This window comes from Erythrobacter sp. JB1-7 (genome assembly GCF_057365015.1).
In genome coordinates this window covers 1,128,615-1,143,854 of record NZ_CP200291.1, presented here as the reverse complement: position 1 = coordinate 1,143,854, position 15,240 = coordinate 1,128,615, and the positions used below count along the sequence as shown (strand labels likewise).

The window sequence follows — 15,240 nt, the reverse complement described above, 5'->3', positions numbered from 1 at the left end:
GAGTTCTACCTAGGTCATCGTTAATGAACGAAAATGGTTGATAAATGCTTGCCGCGCAGCTTTCGCTCCGCTCAAATCGAACGATCCCGGATAATTCCAAGGCGCAGGTTAACGCGCAAATGCACGCTTGGGCTTGATTGGAAATTGCGCCGCGTAGAGCCCGTTCAACCTGCTGCCGCTTTTCCTGGTAGCATTGTGACGACGGCACCGCTGGCTTCATTCTGGGCCTCGATCAACACGTCAATCTCCCGGGCGGGCATTGCCTTGAAATAAAGCCAGCCCTGCATTTGATCGCATCCAGCCAGACGAACCATATCTGCTTGTTCAGCGGTTTCCACGCCTTCGGCAGTGACGGCCATTTTAAGCGCTCTTGCAACCGCAATGCTGGATAGCATCATGGCGCGGCTGCCATCGTCTTCGCCCGCTTGGACGACAAGGCTGCGATCAAGTTTGAGTTTTTCAAACCGAAACTGGCGCAGGAAGCCGATCGAGGCGTAACCAGTCCCGAAATCATCAAGGCTGATTTTCACGCCAAATCCGCGAATGACATCAAGGCTGCGTTCCGCGACGACCGGGTCAAGCACCAGGCATGTTTCGGTGATCTCAAGCTCTAATTGCGTGGGTTCAAAGCCGGTTTCTTCGAGTATTTCGCCCAGCTTTACAGGAAATTCCGGGTTGCGAAGCTGCGCGGCGGAAATATTGACCGATAAAGTTATGTCGCCCCAATTGAGTGCATCCACCATGGCCTTGCGCAAGACCCAAAGCCCGATGGGGTTGATGATACCCGATTCCTCGGCGACCGGGATAAAGACATTGGGACCGATCTGGCGGCCATCCTTGCGGTTCCAGCGCAGCAGCGCTTCGACAGCGACGATGTCTTTGGTATCGGCGTCCACCAGCGGCTGGTAAGCCAGCGCGAATTCCTCGTCGGCCAAACCTTCGCGCAGATCATCTTCGATCTCGCGAACAGCTTCGCGTCTTTGATCAAAGGTTTCGTTGAACCAGGTGCAGCGCATTTTTCCGCCGCGTTTTGACATTTCCATCGCGATATCAGCGCGCCGCAACATTTCTGACGAAGCGACAAGGCGCTCACGCGATGATCGCGCAAGCCCGATACTTGCTCCAACCGTGATCCGGCGATCGCGCACCTCGAAGGGAGTGTGCAGCCGCTCGAGGAAAGTCCGGCATAGTCCTTCAAGGATAGTGCCAGCAACCTTGCCGGAAAAGACCACTGCAAATTCGTCCCCGCCCAGCCGGTAACAGCGCGCATCAGAGCCCATGACGGTTTTGAGCAGGCCGGCGCATTGCTGAATCAGCGCATCGCCAATGGCGTGCCCATAATGGTCGTTGATTTGTTTGAAGCCATCCAGATCGACAATCGCAATCGCAACTTCCTCGTCTGCTTTCGAGCATTGCTCAACAAACGCATGGAGTTCGCGGCGATTGGGCAGGGCGCTGAGCGCATCGGTTGAACCCAGCGCTTCGAGTTCGCGCACGCCCGCAAAACCATTGCGAGCCAGCAGCAGGATGGTGGAAGCGTAAAGCAGCGTGCCAGCAATCAGCAATGCAGATGTGGACATCACAACGATCTGATCGCTCGCAATCACAACAAGAGCGATGAGCGCGAAGACAAAAGTGAGCACGGCAAACGGCATCACCACCAATCCTGTTGGCGTGAGGCGCAAGGGTTTGCTTTTTGTGGCCACCACTTTTCCTTTATCGGTCCCAAAGGTGCGCAACACCGACCGCACAAGGCCAGTTAATCTGTATTAATTAATAAAGAGGAGTGGCTAAGAATGTGTGAATGCGGGCGGCGCACCAGGAAGTCGCAGACACTTCAATGCGGCTTGTAAAGGCTGGCCTTTTGTTCAACCGGGTCAAATGCGCGGGTTTGACCGACTACGGTTTCGCCCGCGCCCAGCATCAAAAACCCGTCCAAGGCCAAAGCGGAATGCAACCGTTCGAACACTCGCGAGCGCATGTCGCGGTCAAAATAGAGCATGACATTGCGGCATAAGATAAGGTCAAATTTCTGCCAGCCGGGCGGTTCTGTCAGAATGTTATGGACGCGAAAATCGGTAAGCGAGCGCGCATTTTGATTTATCTGCCAACCCTCTGGTGTTTCCTCAAAATGACGAAGCATCTCTGTCACGCTCAGGCCGCGTTGAATTTCGAACTGGCTATAAAGACCTTTGCGCGCGGTTGAGATTGCGCGGTGCGACACATCGGTGCCCAGAATATCTATCGCCCAGCCATCCCACAGTTCTGATTTGTCAGCGATCGCCATCGCGAGCGAATAGGCCTCCTGTCCGGTCGAGCACCCCGCGCACCAGATCGAAAGCCTTTTTGTGTCTTGCCGGTTTTGCGCCAGCGCCGGGAGGACACTTTGGGGCAATTGGTCAAATGTTGGCTTGTCTCGGAAGAAATAGGTTTCATTGTTCAAAAGCGCTTCGACCACTTGTTTGGACAAGGCGGCATTGTGCTTGTCATCGAGCAAACACACCAATTGATCGACATTGCTGATCCCATGTTCGCGAAACACGCCTGATAAGGCGGAGCTCACGCGCCAGCGGCGGCTTTCGGTCAGGTGCTGGCCGGTTTCGCTCGCCAGAAGATCGGCAATAATCTGGTGCGAGGCGTTGCTTCCGTCCATTATCCGCGCATGCGTCCGATCAGCGATTGCCGCTGCGATTTGCCTGCGCGATCATGGCTTCGGCGAGTTTTTCCGGCTGCGCCACAAGGCTGGTTAGACCCGCTTTTGCGACCGCTCCCGGCATTCCCCAAACAGCGCTGCTGTCTGCGTCCTGAGCAAACACCATGCCGCCATTGTCAACCAGTTCGCTCGCACCTTCGGCCCCGTCGCGGCCCATGCCGGACAGGATGATGCCAAGCACATTGCCGTCGCATGCCTTGGAAAGGCTGGAGAGCATGGGATCGACAGAGGGCATGCAGCCGCTGCGCACAGGATCGGAAGAGACACCGCACACAAGCTGGCCGTATTCGCGGCGGATATTCATGTGGCCATGGCCTGGCGCGACGACAATTTCACCCGATTTGATCGGTGTTCCAGCTTCGCCAATCACAGTGCGGCGATCGCAGGCGAGTTCAATTTGCCGAGCGAAAACGGGAATAAAACTTGCCGGCAAATGCTGTGTAATAACAATCGGTATAGTGAAATCCGGGGTCAATGACTTCAGCATGATATTGAGCGCATGGATGCCGCCTGTCGACGCGCCAATGGCAACTACTTCTGGCCGAAACGTGGACGACTGCAGCGATTGCGATAATGGGCCTGAACCGTTTCGCTGGCTGCCAGACGAGCTGTCGAACCCATCATCCTTGCCGCCCAGGGCCGCAATTTTTGCCAGCAACTGCGAGCGGTATTCATCATTGAACCCGCCAGGCCGAGGCTTGAGCATGGTATCTGCTGCGCCCATGGACAGGGCCTTGAGAGTGGCCTCTGCTCCATCTTCAGTAAGCGAGGAGACCACCAGAACCTGCACTGATGAAGCGGCGTCCAGGATCATTGGCAAGGCTTCGAGCCCGCCCATTCCGGGCATTTCCAGATCGAGCAGCACAACATCAATCCGGCCAATCTCATCGCCATTGCGCAATTGTGCAATCGCTCGTTCTGCGTTGCTTGCCGTGGCAGCCACGTGAAGGCCCTGCGCGCTTTCACACATGCGTTTGAAGATCGTGCGAACCGTCAGGGAATCGTCGACGATCATCACTCTGATATGATCGTCAAACTGGTCGGAGCTCTCCTTGCGAAGAGAAGCAATCGGGGCGTTCATGAAAAGCCAACAAGCTGCAATTTGATCTGAAGCGTTTCGTGATCAAACGGCTTCATCACGTATTCGTCCGCGCCTGCAGAAATAGCTTCGCGGATGTGGGCAACATCGTTTTCAGTGGTGCAAAAGACAACTTTTGGTTTGTCACCGCCCGGACGTTGGCGCAGCTGGATGATGAATTCGATGCCGGTCATAACAGGCATATTCCAATCAAGCAGCACCACATCGGGCATCTGCTTGTCACAAGCGTCAAGCCCGAGCTGGCCGTTTTCGGCTTCGTCTACGTTGAAACCCAAGGTTTCGAGAATATGCCTCGAAACCTTTCGGATCACCCGCGAATCATCTACTATCAGGCACGTTTTCATGAAGACCTCTGTTATGTTTCGTGAAACAATACGAAACACCCGTAACCAATCAATTAAGCTGCAGCTCCGATGTCTTCTGTGGGCTCGATCAGTCTGGGCTCAATCAAATTGGGCAGATTGATTAGCAAAGCAGGACCACCCATCGTTTCGATCATTCCAGATGCCGCTTGCGTCCATGCTTTGCCGAAACCGCCCGGCACTTGCTCGGCGCTGGTGACTTGAGTGGTGATATCCTCGATGCCATCGACACAAAGGGCATAAGAATACCCGTCTACTGCGACCACAATCGCGCGGTGATCGAGGGTCCACTGCGCCGGGTCGAAACCCAATGCCACGCGGCTGTCAATCACGGTGAGCGACTGGCTGCGCAAAGCTGTGATCCCGGCAATATATGGCGGGGTGCCTGGAACAGGTGTGACATCGCCCAATTCAATCACCGATTGCACATCATGCGCATTCAAAGCGCATCGGCGCCCGGCGATCTGAGCCATTACGAGCAAGTCTTTCATGATTACCTCGCGCCGCCTCTCACCTGTTTCAAAGCGTTGAGAACCCCTTCGCGGTCATAGCGATAGATGGTCCTGTCCTGATTATCCGGGCCAGTTTGTGCGGCCACCGGTTGCGGTTGGCTGCGCAGCCGAATGATCGCGCCATCTGCTGCGATCTCGCCAGCATCCTCGAATTCTGGATCATCTTCAAAAACAATAGTGACATCCGAGCCGTCTTGCGATGACACTTCATATCCGGCCGATTGTATCAGGGGGCCAAGGATCGTTCGCGCCCATTCGCCATCGGGCAGCCGGCAGGTTGGTTTGCCCGCATGATCGGGCGGCCGGCCAAATTGCGCGAACAATTCGTGGCCATCGATCAGCGATACGGCGGTGTCATCGATAAGCGTGATGGCTTCTGTAAGGGGATCCTCGCGGACGGGGGTAAGCGCGCCCGTCATTTCATGGGCATCGTCAATTTCGCGCACTGCATAAAGCAATTCGCATCCGCCATCGCTCAGCCGCAACAGCCGCAATTTCTCAAGGGCTGGCATAGGATCAGGGAGGCCAATAAGCGGCAATATCAGTCCATCAATGACCGCACGCGGCGTTTCGCCAGACTGATCGATTGCATGTATTGGCGCAGTTTCGATGCGCTGGACCAGCTCCAATCGAACCGCGCATCGGCGGCCGCGCCAATCGGTAAACAGCATCACGCGATTGATCGCGGTGTCCGCATCTTTTTGTTCGTCTGTTTCAGTGTTGCGAACACGTGTTCGGGCGTCCGAAACCAGATCATAGCGCGCTGCCACATTGGTCATATCCAGCAGCAGGATCGGCTGGCCATCATCCGACAGGGTTGTACCTGCATACAGCCCGCATTTCATAATCGCAGGCGATAGCGGCTTAATCACCAGATCGCCGTGATGCGCAATGCCATCCACTGCGAGCGCAAATTGATCCCCGCTGGCAAGCCGCAGCATCACCATGGTGTATTCGCCCAGCGATTTCTCGCTTGCAGGCAGATCAAGCACATCGCTCAGCATCAAACAGGGCACGCGCTGACCGCGAAATGTCACCATGGCCGTTTGTCCCAGCCGGGTGAAATCGAGCGCTTTTGAGGATGCGTGAATGATCTCTTCGATATAGCTTTGCGGGATTGCAAAACGCTGGTCGCTGACCTGAACGGTTAGCCCGGCGATAATGCTGAGAGTGAGGGGAACCTGCAAAGTGAACAGCGTGCCAACATCGGGAGTGCTCGACACTTTGATGCTGCCGCCGACCTTTTCCAGATTGTCGCGCACCACATCCATGCCGACGCCGCGCCCGGATACCGAGCTGACGGCCTGAGCCGTTGAAAAGCCGGGTTCGAATATCAGTTGCAGAATTTTGTCACGCGGCATTGTTTCGCGTTGGCGGGCATCAATCAGATCCGTTGCCAAAGCCTTATCGGCGATGGCTTCTTCTGCCAATCCGCGCCCGTCATCGCTGACGACTATGGAAATTGTATTGCCCGATTGATGCGCGGAAATGGACAAAAGGCCGATCTCGCGTTTGCCTTTGGCTAATCTGTCCGCTGGGCTTTCCAGACCATGATCGATGGCATTGCGAATAATGTGCGTCAGCGGATCGCGGATGGTTTCGATCATTTCGCGGTCAAGCTCGACATCGCCGCCTTCCAGATCGATCATCACCTGTTTGCCAAGTTCGCCCGATAAATCGCGCACCAAACGCGGCAAGGCTGCGAACAGAGTTTCAATCCGCTGCATCCGCATGCGGGTGATCGCATCGCGAACATCTGACAGGATCGTGGTGAGGCGTTCGAACGGTCCATCAATCGTGGGCTGCGTGCCTGCCTGGCGCAAACGGTGCGCCAGATCATTGCGCGCCAGCACCATGTCCGACACACCGCTCATCACCCGGTCGAGCAGATCAACGGGCAGCCGGATGGAGCGCTGGACTTGGGGTGGTTTGGCCGTCGCAGTTTCGCGGCCGTCAGTGTCTGCGCCGGGATGCGCGTCGTTTTCCAAAAGGGCGCTGGCCGGTTCATGTGCAGACTTGGGCTGATCGGCCGCTTGTGATGGGTGTACGGCGGGGTGTCCGCCATTTTCCAAGGCGGCAATCAGCGCGTCATCGCCGCCATCGGCAAATTCCTCGCCCGCTTCGATTGCATCGACCATTTGCACGATGCGGTCGATGATCGCGAGCACGGCGGATACCAAAGCGGTGTCGGCTGTCCGGCGGTCTGCGCGGCAATCGGCAAGCGCATCTTCGGCAGCGTGGCTGAGAGCGGCGAGGCGGGGAAAATCGAAAAACCCGCAATTGCCTTTGACCGTATGGACAAACCGGAAAATGGTGTCGAGACGCGCGCGGTCGGCTGGATTGGCTTCCCAGGCGATAATCTCGCCCTCGCTTGCCTCCAGCATTTCGCGTGTTTCTGCGACGAAGTCCGCCAGCAGGTCATCCATGGCGCACAGGCCCCCGTTCGACGCTACAATTTACGCCCCTGCATATGCCTGCTGATGGTTAACGAAACGCTATCACAGGCCCTCGGCATAGTTCCGGGAGGAGGGGCCGGGCGGCGAAATCAGGCAGATTTGCGCCGAAGCAGCACCCACCACACAAACGCAGAGCCGGTTAACGCGCCAAGGCAATTGGCCGCCAGTTCAGCCGAATAAATCGCTGCGCTGCCCCAGCTGGGTTGCAGCAGCCAGGCAATCGGCAGCATCACGAGGAACACCCGCATCGCGGATTGGGCAAGGGCGAACGCGGCTTTATCGATTGCGTTCAAAATGCCGTTCGCCACGATAAGGATGCCAAATCCCGCATAGCCCCAGGCGGCAATCTCCAGATAGAGCGCAAACTCCTTGATCACGGCGGGCTTGTCGGTGAACAGCAGCGCAAATGTCTCCCCCGCTGATACCAGCACCGCGGCTGTGCCAAGGCCCCATACGATGCAGAACAATCCCGCATACAGCGCCGCCTTGCGTGCCCGGTCGTATTGGTCCGCGCCCCAGTTCTGCCCCACAATCGACCCAATCGCGCCCGACAAAGCGAGCAGCGGAACCGTGGCAAAGCTCTGCAATCGGCCCGCCGCGCCAAATCCTGCCACCGCGTCTTGTCCTGCGCTGGCGATAAGCGCGGTGAGAATGGCAAGGCCGATCGGATTGATCGCATTGGAAAACGCGGCAGGGCCTGCAACCTTGGCAATGGCGGATGCCGAATCGCCAAGATTGCTTTTCTGGATAAGCGACAGGTCAATCGGGATGTCCGTTTTCTTGACCAGCACAAACGCCATAACAGCGCCCACGCCCCAGCCGATAATCGTCGCATAAGCCGCGCCGGCAATGCCAAATCCCTCAAACCCAAACGCGCCAGTGATGAGGATGGGATCCAGAACCCAGTTGGCCGCCGCATAAGTCAGGCTGACGTAGCTCGTCTTGCGCGCTTCGCCCTGACCGCGCAGAACGCCGTTAAAGCCCATGATCGCCAGGATCAGCGGGAACCCCAGCGCGAATGGGCGCATATAGGTCTGGATCAGCGGCATCAGATCATCGGGCGCATTCATCAAACGGAACAGCGGCTCAGACAGCGCAAATAGCAGCGCGCCCATCGCCAGCCCCACGCTTGCGGCAAACAGCAATCCGAGATTGGCGCGCCGCGCTGCCCGGTCCTCGTCCCCTTCGCCAAGAGCGCGCGCAACGACCGAATTGATCCCCACCATCACGCCCACGCCCAGCGAAGACAGCGCCACAGAAATAGGGAAGATAAACGAAATCGCAGCCAAGGCCTCGCTGCCCAACTGGCCGATAAAATAGGCATCCACCAACCCGATCGACATGATCGCCGCGACGCCGATGATCGCGGGCAGGGTCTGCCCAACGAGATGGGAGGGAATGCTCCCTTGAGTTAGCTTGGCTGTTGGGGTGGAGGAAGTGGCCATGGATTGTTCCCTGCGCTATACGGCTGCGGCCAGCTTGGCAAAAGCAATCATACCGGCGCCTGAAAACACCTCTCATCACGAATGCTTGCAGCAGGTGGGGAAGGCTGCGATACTGCGTGCAATATTCAAAACAAAAAATTCGTGAAGGAAGCCCGCCATGGCAACACAGCTCAAACAATCAGACAGCCTCGAAGGGCAGGTAAGCAAAGAGGAATGGCAGGCGCGCCTTGATCTGGCGGCTTGTTACCGCATTTTCGATCATCTTGGGTGGTCGGAATCGATCTACAACCACATCTCTTTGAAAGTGCCGGGCGAAGACGACACGTTCCTTATCAACCCGTTTGGCCTGCTTTATGACGAAGTGACCGCCAGCAATCTGGTGAAAATCGACGTCGAAGGCAACAATGTTGGCGGGTCGCCTTACATGGTGAACAAGGCCGGCTTTACCCAGCACGCCTATTTCCACAAACATCTGGGCGAGCGGGCGAATGCCATTTGCCATGTCCACACCACCGCAACCATGGCCGTTTGCAGCCACAAAAACGGGTTGATGCCCACCAATTTTTACGCCTGCAATTTTCAGGATCAGATCGGCTATCACGATTTCGAAGGCGTGACCGTGCGCGAAGAAGAAGGCGAGCGGCTGGTAAAGAACCTTGGGAACCACACCATTTTGATGCTGCGCAATCACGGCCCTGTTGTGATGGACAAAGGCATTCAGGGCATGTTCGTCAAAATGTGGGCCTTGCAGCGGGCTTGCGAAATTCAGGTCGCGACTCTCAGCCAGGGCGAAGCCAATATCGTGCCGCAGGATGTCGTTGATGTGCATCAGCGCGATTTGCACGTGATGCAGGCGCAAGGCGGTGCGGGTGTGTTCGATTTCGAAGCGTGGAAACGCAAAGTCAGCCGCATCGATGACAGCTGGCGTTCGTAAGCGTCTGCTCCAGTAATCTGCGCCAGACACTTACGATAGAAATCAGCCATGCCGCGACTGACGGTTAATGATCGCCCGGTCGAGTTTGATCTTGATCCTGATATGCCGCTGCTTTACGCGCTTCGCGAAGCGCTCAATCTGACCGGCACCAAAAGCGCCGGTGGGGGCGATTGTTCGTGCGGGGTGTGCATGGTGATGGTCGATGGTGCGGCGCTGCGATCATGCCGGATTACTCTGGCAGAGGCCGAGGGGCGCTATGTCACCACTATCGAAGGGTTGTCGCGGGACCGTTCGCACCCGGTGCAGCAGGCGCTGGTCGAAGCGCAGGCGATCCAGTGCGGATATTGCACGCCGGGCATTGTGATGTCAGCGGCGGCGCTGCTTCAGCGCAATGCAGCGCCCAGCCGCGATGATGTGGTGGATGCGATCCCCAATATGTGCCGCTGCGGGGTCTATCCCCGGCTGGTTGATGCGGTGCAAAAAGCGGGACGAGTGCTGCGCGAGGTTGACGCAATCAATGCGCCCCCTGCGCCGGGAACAAGCGCCGCTGATGCGGCCGAAGAGGTGCCGGCGATCAACGCACCGGCACCGTCTTCACCGCAAACCTCCGATTAGAACCGCCCGGTAATCGCAAAGCGCGCATTCAGCGGAGCGCCAACGCTCGCCTGATGGGTGGAATGCGAATTGGGGAAGTAGAGCGTGTCGGTCACGTTTTCGACATTCACTTGCAGCCGGAAACGGTCGCTCACGTCGTAATAGGCGGCGGCATCGATCCGCGTATAGGCAGGCAGGACCGCGCGGGTAGTGATGACCGTAGGGTCGACGAGATCGCCGTCGCTGTATGTCACATTGCCATTGGTGATGAAGCTTTCCGACTGGTGCGTCAGGCCAAGGCCAATGCCGAACCTGTCTGTCACCTGCACATTGTTCCAGATAGAGAACATGTTTTCAGGCAATTCGCGCGGGCGAAGACCATCATTGCCCAGCGCATCCACCTGCACCCCATCAAGGAAGCTGTAGCCTGCAGATACGAACCAGCCATCGGTGATCTCGCCCTGCAATTGCACTTCGAAACCCTGAATGTTGCTGTCGATCACATCAAGCGTTTCGGGATTGTCATCATTGGGCTGGGGCGAGGATTGTTCGATATCAAACACGGCGGCGGTCAGGCTGAAACCCTGATCGAAATCCCATTTGATGCCCGCTTCCAGATTGGTGAATGTATCGGGCGCAAGCGCATCATTATCGCCATTGATATTGGCAAACTGTTCGCCCGAACGCGGCAGGAAGCTTTCCGAATAACTCGCATAGATCGAGATATTCTCTTGCGGCTTCAGGATGATGCCGCCGCGCGGGGTGAATTCCTGATCGCGGCGGGTGCGGATTTCTGCACCGGGAACGTCGTTGACGGTGATATCGAAACTGTCAAAGCGTCCGCCCACAACGACCCGCAGCCAATCAGTCAATTTGATCTCGTCCTGCACATAAAGCGAGATCACATCAATATCGACGCGTGTGTCATCATTCAGGCTGACGGCGGGATCAAACGTGACGCTGGTTGGGTTGCCCAAAGCGTTGATGCCAATACCATTTCTGAAATTGAGCGGGCGTTCGATTGTAAACACCTCGTTATCATCATTGGTCTGGTCCCAGATCGGATTGATCCGGTTCTGATCGGATGATGTGTTGATATATTCCCCGCCCACGATCAGCGTATGATTGATGGCGCCGGTTTCAAATTCGCCCACCAGATTGCCCGACAGGATCAGGTTCTGACGCTCGGTCGTGTCGATATAGCCATCGGTGGTCACGACATCGGGCGATGCCAGCTGGTTGTATCCCGATGCGTAAAAGTTTGAATAGACCTTGTCATAATCGCCGTAAAAGGCGGAAAAATTGCCTTTGAGGTTCTCTGAAAATTCATGCGCAAGATTGGCGCGCAGCAGATGCGCTTCCAATTCGGTGAAGTTCAATTCTTCATCGCCAAAGGTGATGTCGGCAAATTCTTCAACCGGGCGGCCATCTATGCCGGTGGGAATGCCGCGATCAATGAAACGGTCATGGTTGGCATATTCATAGGACAGATCCAGTGTTGTCGCCTCGCCCAGTGCAATGCGCGCAGTGGGATTAAAGCCGATGCGTTCGCCATCGTAGAAATCGCGGTGATTATCGAGGCTTTCATAAGCGGCATTCACCCGCAGCGCGATGGTGTCACTGGCCGAAAGGTTGATATCGCCTTGAACGCTGAATGCACCGAATGTGTCCACGGCAAGCTGCCCGCCGCCAAAGGTTTCGCCCAGCGTCCCCTTCTTGGTCACGCGGTTGAGGATGCCGCCCGTGCCGCCGCGCCCGAACAGCAAGGCATTGGGACCGCGCAGGATTTCGACCTGTTCTAGGTTATACAGCCCGCGATAATATTGCACGTCATCGCGCACGCCATCGATGAAGAAGTCGGCAGTGGACCGCACCCCGCGAAAGACGATGGCATCGCGGTGCCCTTCGCCTTGGGAATTGTTCACGCCGGGCGTGTAATCGACGATTTGGCCGATGCTGTCGAACCCGCGTTTGAGGATTTCGTCCTGCGTGGTGATTGTCAGAGATTGGGGCACGTCGATGATCTGCGTCGGCGTTTTGAGCGCGTTGACCTGGTCAGAATAGAGCACATCGCCTGTCACGATAATGCGCCCGTCATTTTCGCCTGCTTCGCGATTGGCTGCCTGATTTTCCTCCTCGGCATAGGCGGGAACTGCGGCCAGAGCGGTGCTGAGACAAAGAACTGCGTAACTGAGGCGACGTGACATGATGATCCTTTTCATTGCTGGCGGGTGTGATGTGCCAGCGTGCTTTTCGTTGTTGCGCAAAACCCGCTATTGCAAGCGATTTGCAAAAACAAGTGAAATTGCGAATTATTCTCGAAAAGGATGATCTGTGGCTTTTTTGCCAATATCTGGCTACTCGCCTCCCGGTTCAATTTTGCGGAGATCAGGCACTATGAAAGCAACCATCTGGCACAATCCCAAATGCGGTACATCACGGAAAACATTGTCTATTTTAGAAGATCAGCCCGGTGTTGAGGTGACTGTGATTGAATATCTCAAACACCCGCCCACGCGCGAAAAACTGGCGCAATTGTTCGCCGATGCCGGAATGACTCCGCAAGAAGGCCTGCGCCTGCGCGGCACCGACGCCGAAGAACGCGGCCTGCTTACCGCCGATGCCGATGCGGTTCTTGACGTCATGGCGGCAGAACCCAAGCTGATCGAACGCCCCTTGGTGGAAACCGAAAAAGGCGTCAATTTATGCCGTCCGCAAGATAAGGTTTTCGCCCTGCTATAGGAGGCGCTTTTCCCGGCGCTCCGAATGTACTTGCCGAACGAAGGCGGGTTAGCAGACGTGTTAATTGTCGCGAGTCATCACGCTATCAGCTTGCAATCCGCGCCAACCCAGAATGGCAACGATCAGGCACAAAACGATCACCAGACCAAAGCCAAGCCAATCATTCAGCGAATAGAGCGCAACGCCCAGCGCCGGTGCATAAATAAAGCTCGCACCGGCAACGCTGGCAACGACGCCCGATGCCTGCCCTTGCTCTGCCCGTGTGACCGCAAGCGATGTGCCCGCCGTGGTGCCGGGCCTGAACAGCCCGAAGCCCAAAGAGGCAATGGCATAGCCCAGCGACAGCCCAAAAACGCTCCACGAAGCGGCAAGAACTGCCGTTCCAAAAGCGGCGACCAGCACGCCCGACAAGGTTGCCATGCGCGGCCCCATTTTAAAGCGCGGGATAATCCCCCATTGCGCCAGCAGGGTCGCGACCGCTCCGAACACCAGCACAAGGCTGACATAGGTCGCGCCCGCTTCGGGATCGCCGCGCAGGCCCAGCCGGTCAAGCACCAGAAACCCGGCAATTCCCATCACCATCGCATGGGCATGACCGCCGATAAGACCGGCCATTACCCAGGGACGAAGGCGCGGATCGGACCATTTTAACCGGGTAGGCGATGGCGCGCTGTCATCCTCATCAAGCTCCATGCCCTCAGACGCGCTTGAATAGGGCGCTGCTTGTCCGCGCGCTGCGAATTGTGGTTCGTCATTGGGAAGGCGCAGTCGCAGCAAGACAAGCGCGACCAGTCCCACAAGCGCAAACCCCATAAACGGCCCGACCAGCCCCAGACCAAGGAAAGACACCACCATCAAAGGCGCCAATACCGGCCCGATGACAGTGCCGAGGCCAAAGCTTGAGGCGATTAGAGAAAGCGCATTGGTGCGCTCAGATCGCGGGGTGCGCGATGCGACGTAAGCTTGCACTGCTGGCGGAGCGGCGCTGCCGAACCCGCCATAAAGACTGCGCGCAGCCGCAAAGGCGATGAGCGCCCACAGCGGGGTCAACCAGCCGGAAAAGCCAGCCCACAAGACCGCTCCGCAAAGGGCCATCGATACGATAAAACCGACCAGCCCCAGCGCCATCATCGCTTTGCGCCCGCGCCTGTCTGATCGGCGCGCCCAAATGGGGGCGCACACGACCCAGAGCAAGGCGGACCAGCTATAGGCCAGACTGATCCAGACATCGTTGACGTCGAGCGCGGTGCCAATCGATGGCATTACCGATTGCATGGCGGTGTTGCCCGCAGCGGTAACGAGCATAACGCTGAACAGCAGCGTCATACGGGCAGTGGATATGCCTTTGGCTTCCTCCCCGGAAGGAAAAGGTCCGGCCGGACCGCCATCGAGGGAAGGGGAAGAATGCGCCATAACAGCCGCGCTAGGCCAGCGGGCTTACGCTTTCAATCGGGCATTGCACATATCGGTGTTTTTGATGGTGCGCGTTATTGCCCGGCTATCCAAATGTCGAAGTGATATCCTCATCGCTCATCCCGGCAAGCTGGCGGTACATTGCGACAGAAATCCCGCAAATGATAAGCCCGATGGCCATCCCCATCACTCCGTTCAAAATGCCAAGGATCAGCATCGCAGTGGTGCCTGTGCCCGCCAAGGCTGACAACAGACCGAACACGGCGCCTAGCAGCAGTGCGATGACGAAATAGGCAATGAACAGAACCACCCAAAAGACCAGGATCATCCATTGGTTGGGACCGGTGAGCTTAACCGAGCGCCAGACGGATGTGAGCGGGTTGAGATTGCTCTCAAGCACCATCACAGGCATGGTCATCGACATGCGCGCAGCAATGTAAACAACAGCAAAGATGATTGGCAGCACGGCAAGCGCTGCGATTGCCGGTGTCCCGCTGGCCCCACTAAGAATGCTGAATGGCACCGCGACAATGATGGCGGCCAGCAGATAAGCGAGCATAAACAGAATAAAGACCGCGATCATGCTGGGCACGATTTTAAAGCCCCTTACAATCGCTTCGCCCACTGTCGGCCTGTCATCGCCCATCAACGCGATAATCGCGCCATAGCCTGCAAATTGAACGACAAATGCGGCAAGCCCGATGGCTATTAATGGGCCGATCATTGAAAGCAATTGTTCGCTGACCACCTCCGGGTCGGCATTGGGATCGGCCAAAATCGCCAGATCCGGGAACATCAGATAGATCGCGACAGATGGCAGCAGCAGAAACACCGCAGCTACAATGGACAGCAATTGAAAATTGTCCCGGATCAATTCCATTCCCCGCGACCAGGCCGCGCTCATGTCGAAATTCATGGCGGTGTGCTCCCCACAGACATTCAAGTCTTGATAAGCAGCTGCAATGCCTGC

At 56.8% G+C, this 15,240-nt stretch carries 13 protein-coding genes; 3 read left to right on the top strand and 10 right to left on the bottom strand.

The genetic code is table 11. The annotated features are described in order from the left end of the window. Positions 1-164: 164 nt before the first annotated feature. The 7 genes from AC0V6W_RS05590 to AC0V6W_RS05560 form a co-directional block, all read right to left on the bottom strand. Positions 165-1,706: a putative bifunctional diguanylate cyclase/phosphodiesterase gene (locus AC0V6W_RS05590; RefSeq protein ID WP_486147992.1), complete on the bottom strand. Its 1,542-nt coding sequence runs from the start codon at positions 1,704-1,706 to the stop codon at positions 165-167. Positions 1,707-1,837: 131 nt separating this feature from the next. Then, positions 1,838-2,653 carry a CheR family methyltransferase gene (locus AC0V6W_RS05585; protein ID WP_486147990.1) on the bottom strand — a complete coding sequence of 272 codons (816 nt, stop codon included), beginning with the start codon at positions 2,651-2,653 and terminating at the stop codon, positions 1,838-1,840. A gap of 19 nt (positions 2,654-2,672) precedes the next feature. Continuing rightward, a complete protein-coding gene (gene cheB / locus AC0V6W_RS05580; RefSeq protein ID WP_486147988.1) occupies positions 2,673-3,794 on the bottom strand; it encodes a chemotaxis-specific protein-glutamate methyltransferase CheB in 1,122 nt (373 codons plus the stop codon). After that, on the bottom strand, positions 3,791-4,156 hold the full coding sequence (locus AC0V6W_RS05575; RefSeq protein ID WP_486147986.1) for a response regulator: 366 nt from the start codon (positions 4,154-4,156) through the stop codon (positions 3,791-3,793). Before AC0V6W_RS05575 ends, cheB begins: the two co-directional genes overlap by 4 nt. 53 nt (positions 4,157-4,209) lie before the next feature. After that, positions 4,210-4,647 (bottom strand): chemotaxis protein CheW, encoded by a 438-nt coding sequence (locus AC0V6W_RS05570; protein WP_486147984.1) that lies wholly within the window; start codon positions 4,645-4,647, stop codon positions 4,210-4,212. A 20-nt stretch (positions 4,648-4,667) separates the two neighbouring features. After that, positions 4,668-7,112, bottom strand: coding sequence for a chemotaxis protein CheA (locus tag AC0V6W_RS05565; RefSeq protein WP_486147982.1), 2,445 nt, complete (start codon positions 7,110-7,112; stop codon positions 4,668-4,670). A 119-nt stretch (positions 7,113-7,231) separates the two neighbouring features. After that, entirely contained in the window at positions 7,232-8,587 is a 1,356-nt protein-coding gene (locus AC0V6W_RS05560; RefSeq protein ID WP_486147980.1) for an MATE family efflux transporter, read from the bottom strand. A 157-nt stretch (positions 8,588-8,744) separates the two neighbouring features. On the opposite strand from AC0V6W_RS05560, the gene AC0V6W_RS05555 reads away from it, so the two are divergent. Then, positions 8,745-9,521, top strand: a complete 777-nt coding sequence (locus AC0V6W_RS05555; protein ID WP_486147978.1) for a class II aldolase/adducin family protein — start codon at positions 8,745-8,747, stop codon at positions 9,519-9,521. A 48-nt stretch (positions 9,522-9,569) separates the two neighbouring features. Next, positions 9,570-10,136, top strand: a complete 567-nt coding sequence (locus AC0V6W_RS05550; protein WP_486147976.1) for a (2Fe-2S)-binding protein — start codon at positions 9,570-9,572, stop codon at positions 10,134-10,136. Here the strand turns inward: AC0V6W_RS05550 and AC0V6W_RS05545 are convergent. Further along, positions 10,133-12,322, bottom strand: coding sequence for a TonB-dependent receptor (locus tag AC0V6W_RS05545; protein WP_486147974.1), 2,190 nt, complete (start codon positions 12,320-12,322; stop codon positions 10,133-10,135). The two genes, AC0V6W_RS05550 and AC0V6W_RS05545, sit on opposite strands and share 4 nt — an antisense overlap. A gap of 190 nt (positions 12,323-12,512) precedes the next feature. On the opposite strand from AC0V6W_RS05545, the gene AC0V6W_RS05540 reads away from it, so the two are divergent. Further along, positions 12,513-12,857 (top strand): arsenate reductase family protein, encoded by a 345-nt coding sequence (locus tag AC0V6W_RS05540; RefSeq protein WP_486147972.1) that lies wholly within the window; start codon positions 12,513-12,515, stop codon positions 12,855-12,857. Positions 12,858-12,917: 60 nt separating this feature from the next. Here the strand turns inward: AC0V6W_RS05540 and AC0V6W_RS05535 are convergent, their stop codons facing one another. Continuing rightward, a complete protein-coding gene (locus AC0V6W_RS05535) occupies positions 12,918-14,270 on the bottom strand; it encodes an MFS transporter (protein WP_486147970.1) in 1,353 nt (450 codons plus the stop codon). 85 nt (positions 14,271-14,355) lie between these two features. Beyond that, complete coding sequence (locus AC0V6W_RS05530) at positions 14,356-15,186, bottom strand: hypothetical protein (protein WP_486147968.1); 831 nt, start codon at positions 15,184-15,186, stop codon at positions 14,356-14,358. Between the last annotated feature and the right edge of the window lie 54 nt (positions 15,187-15,240).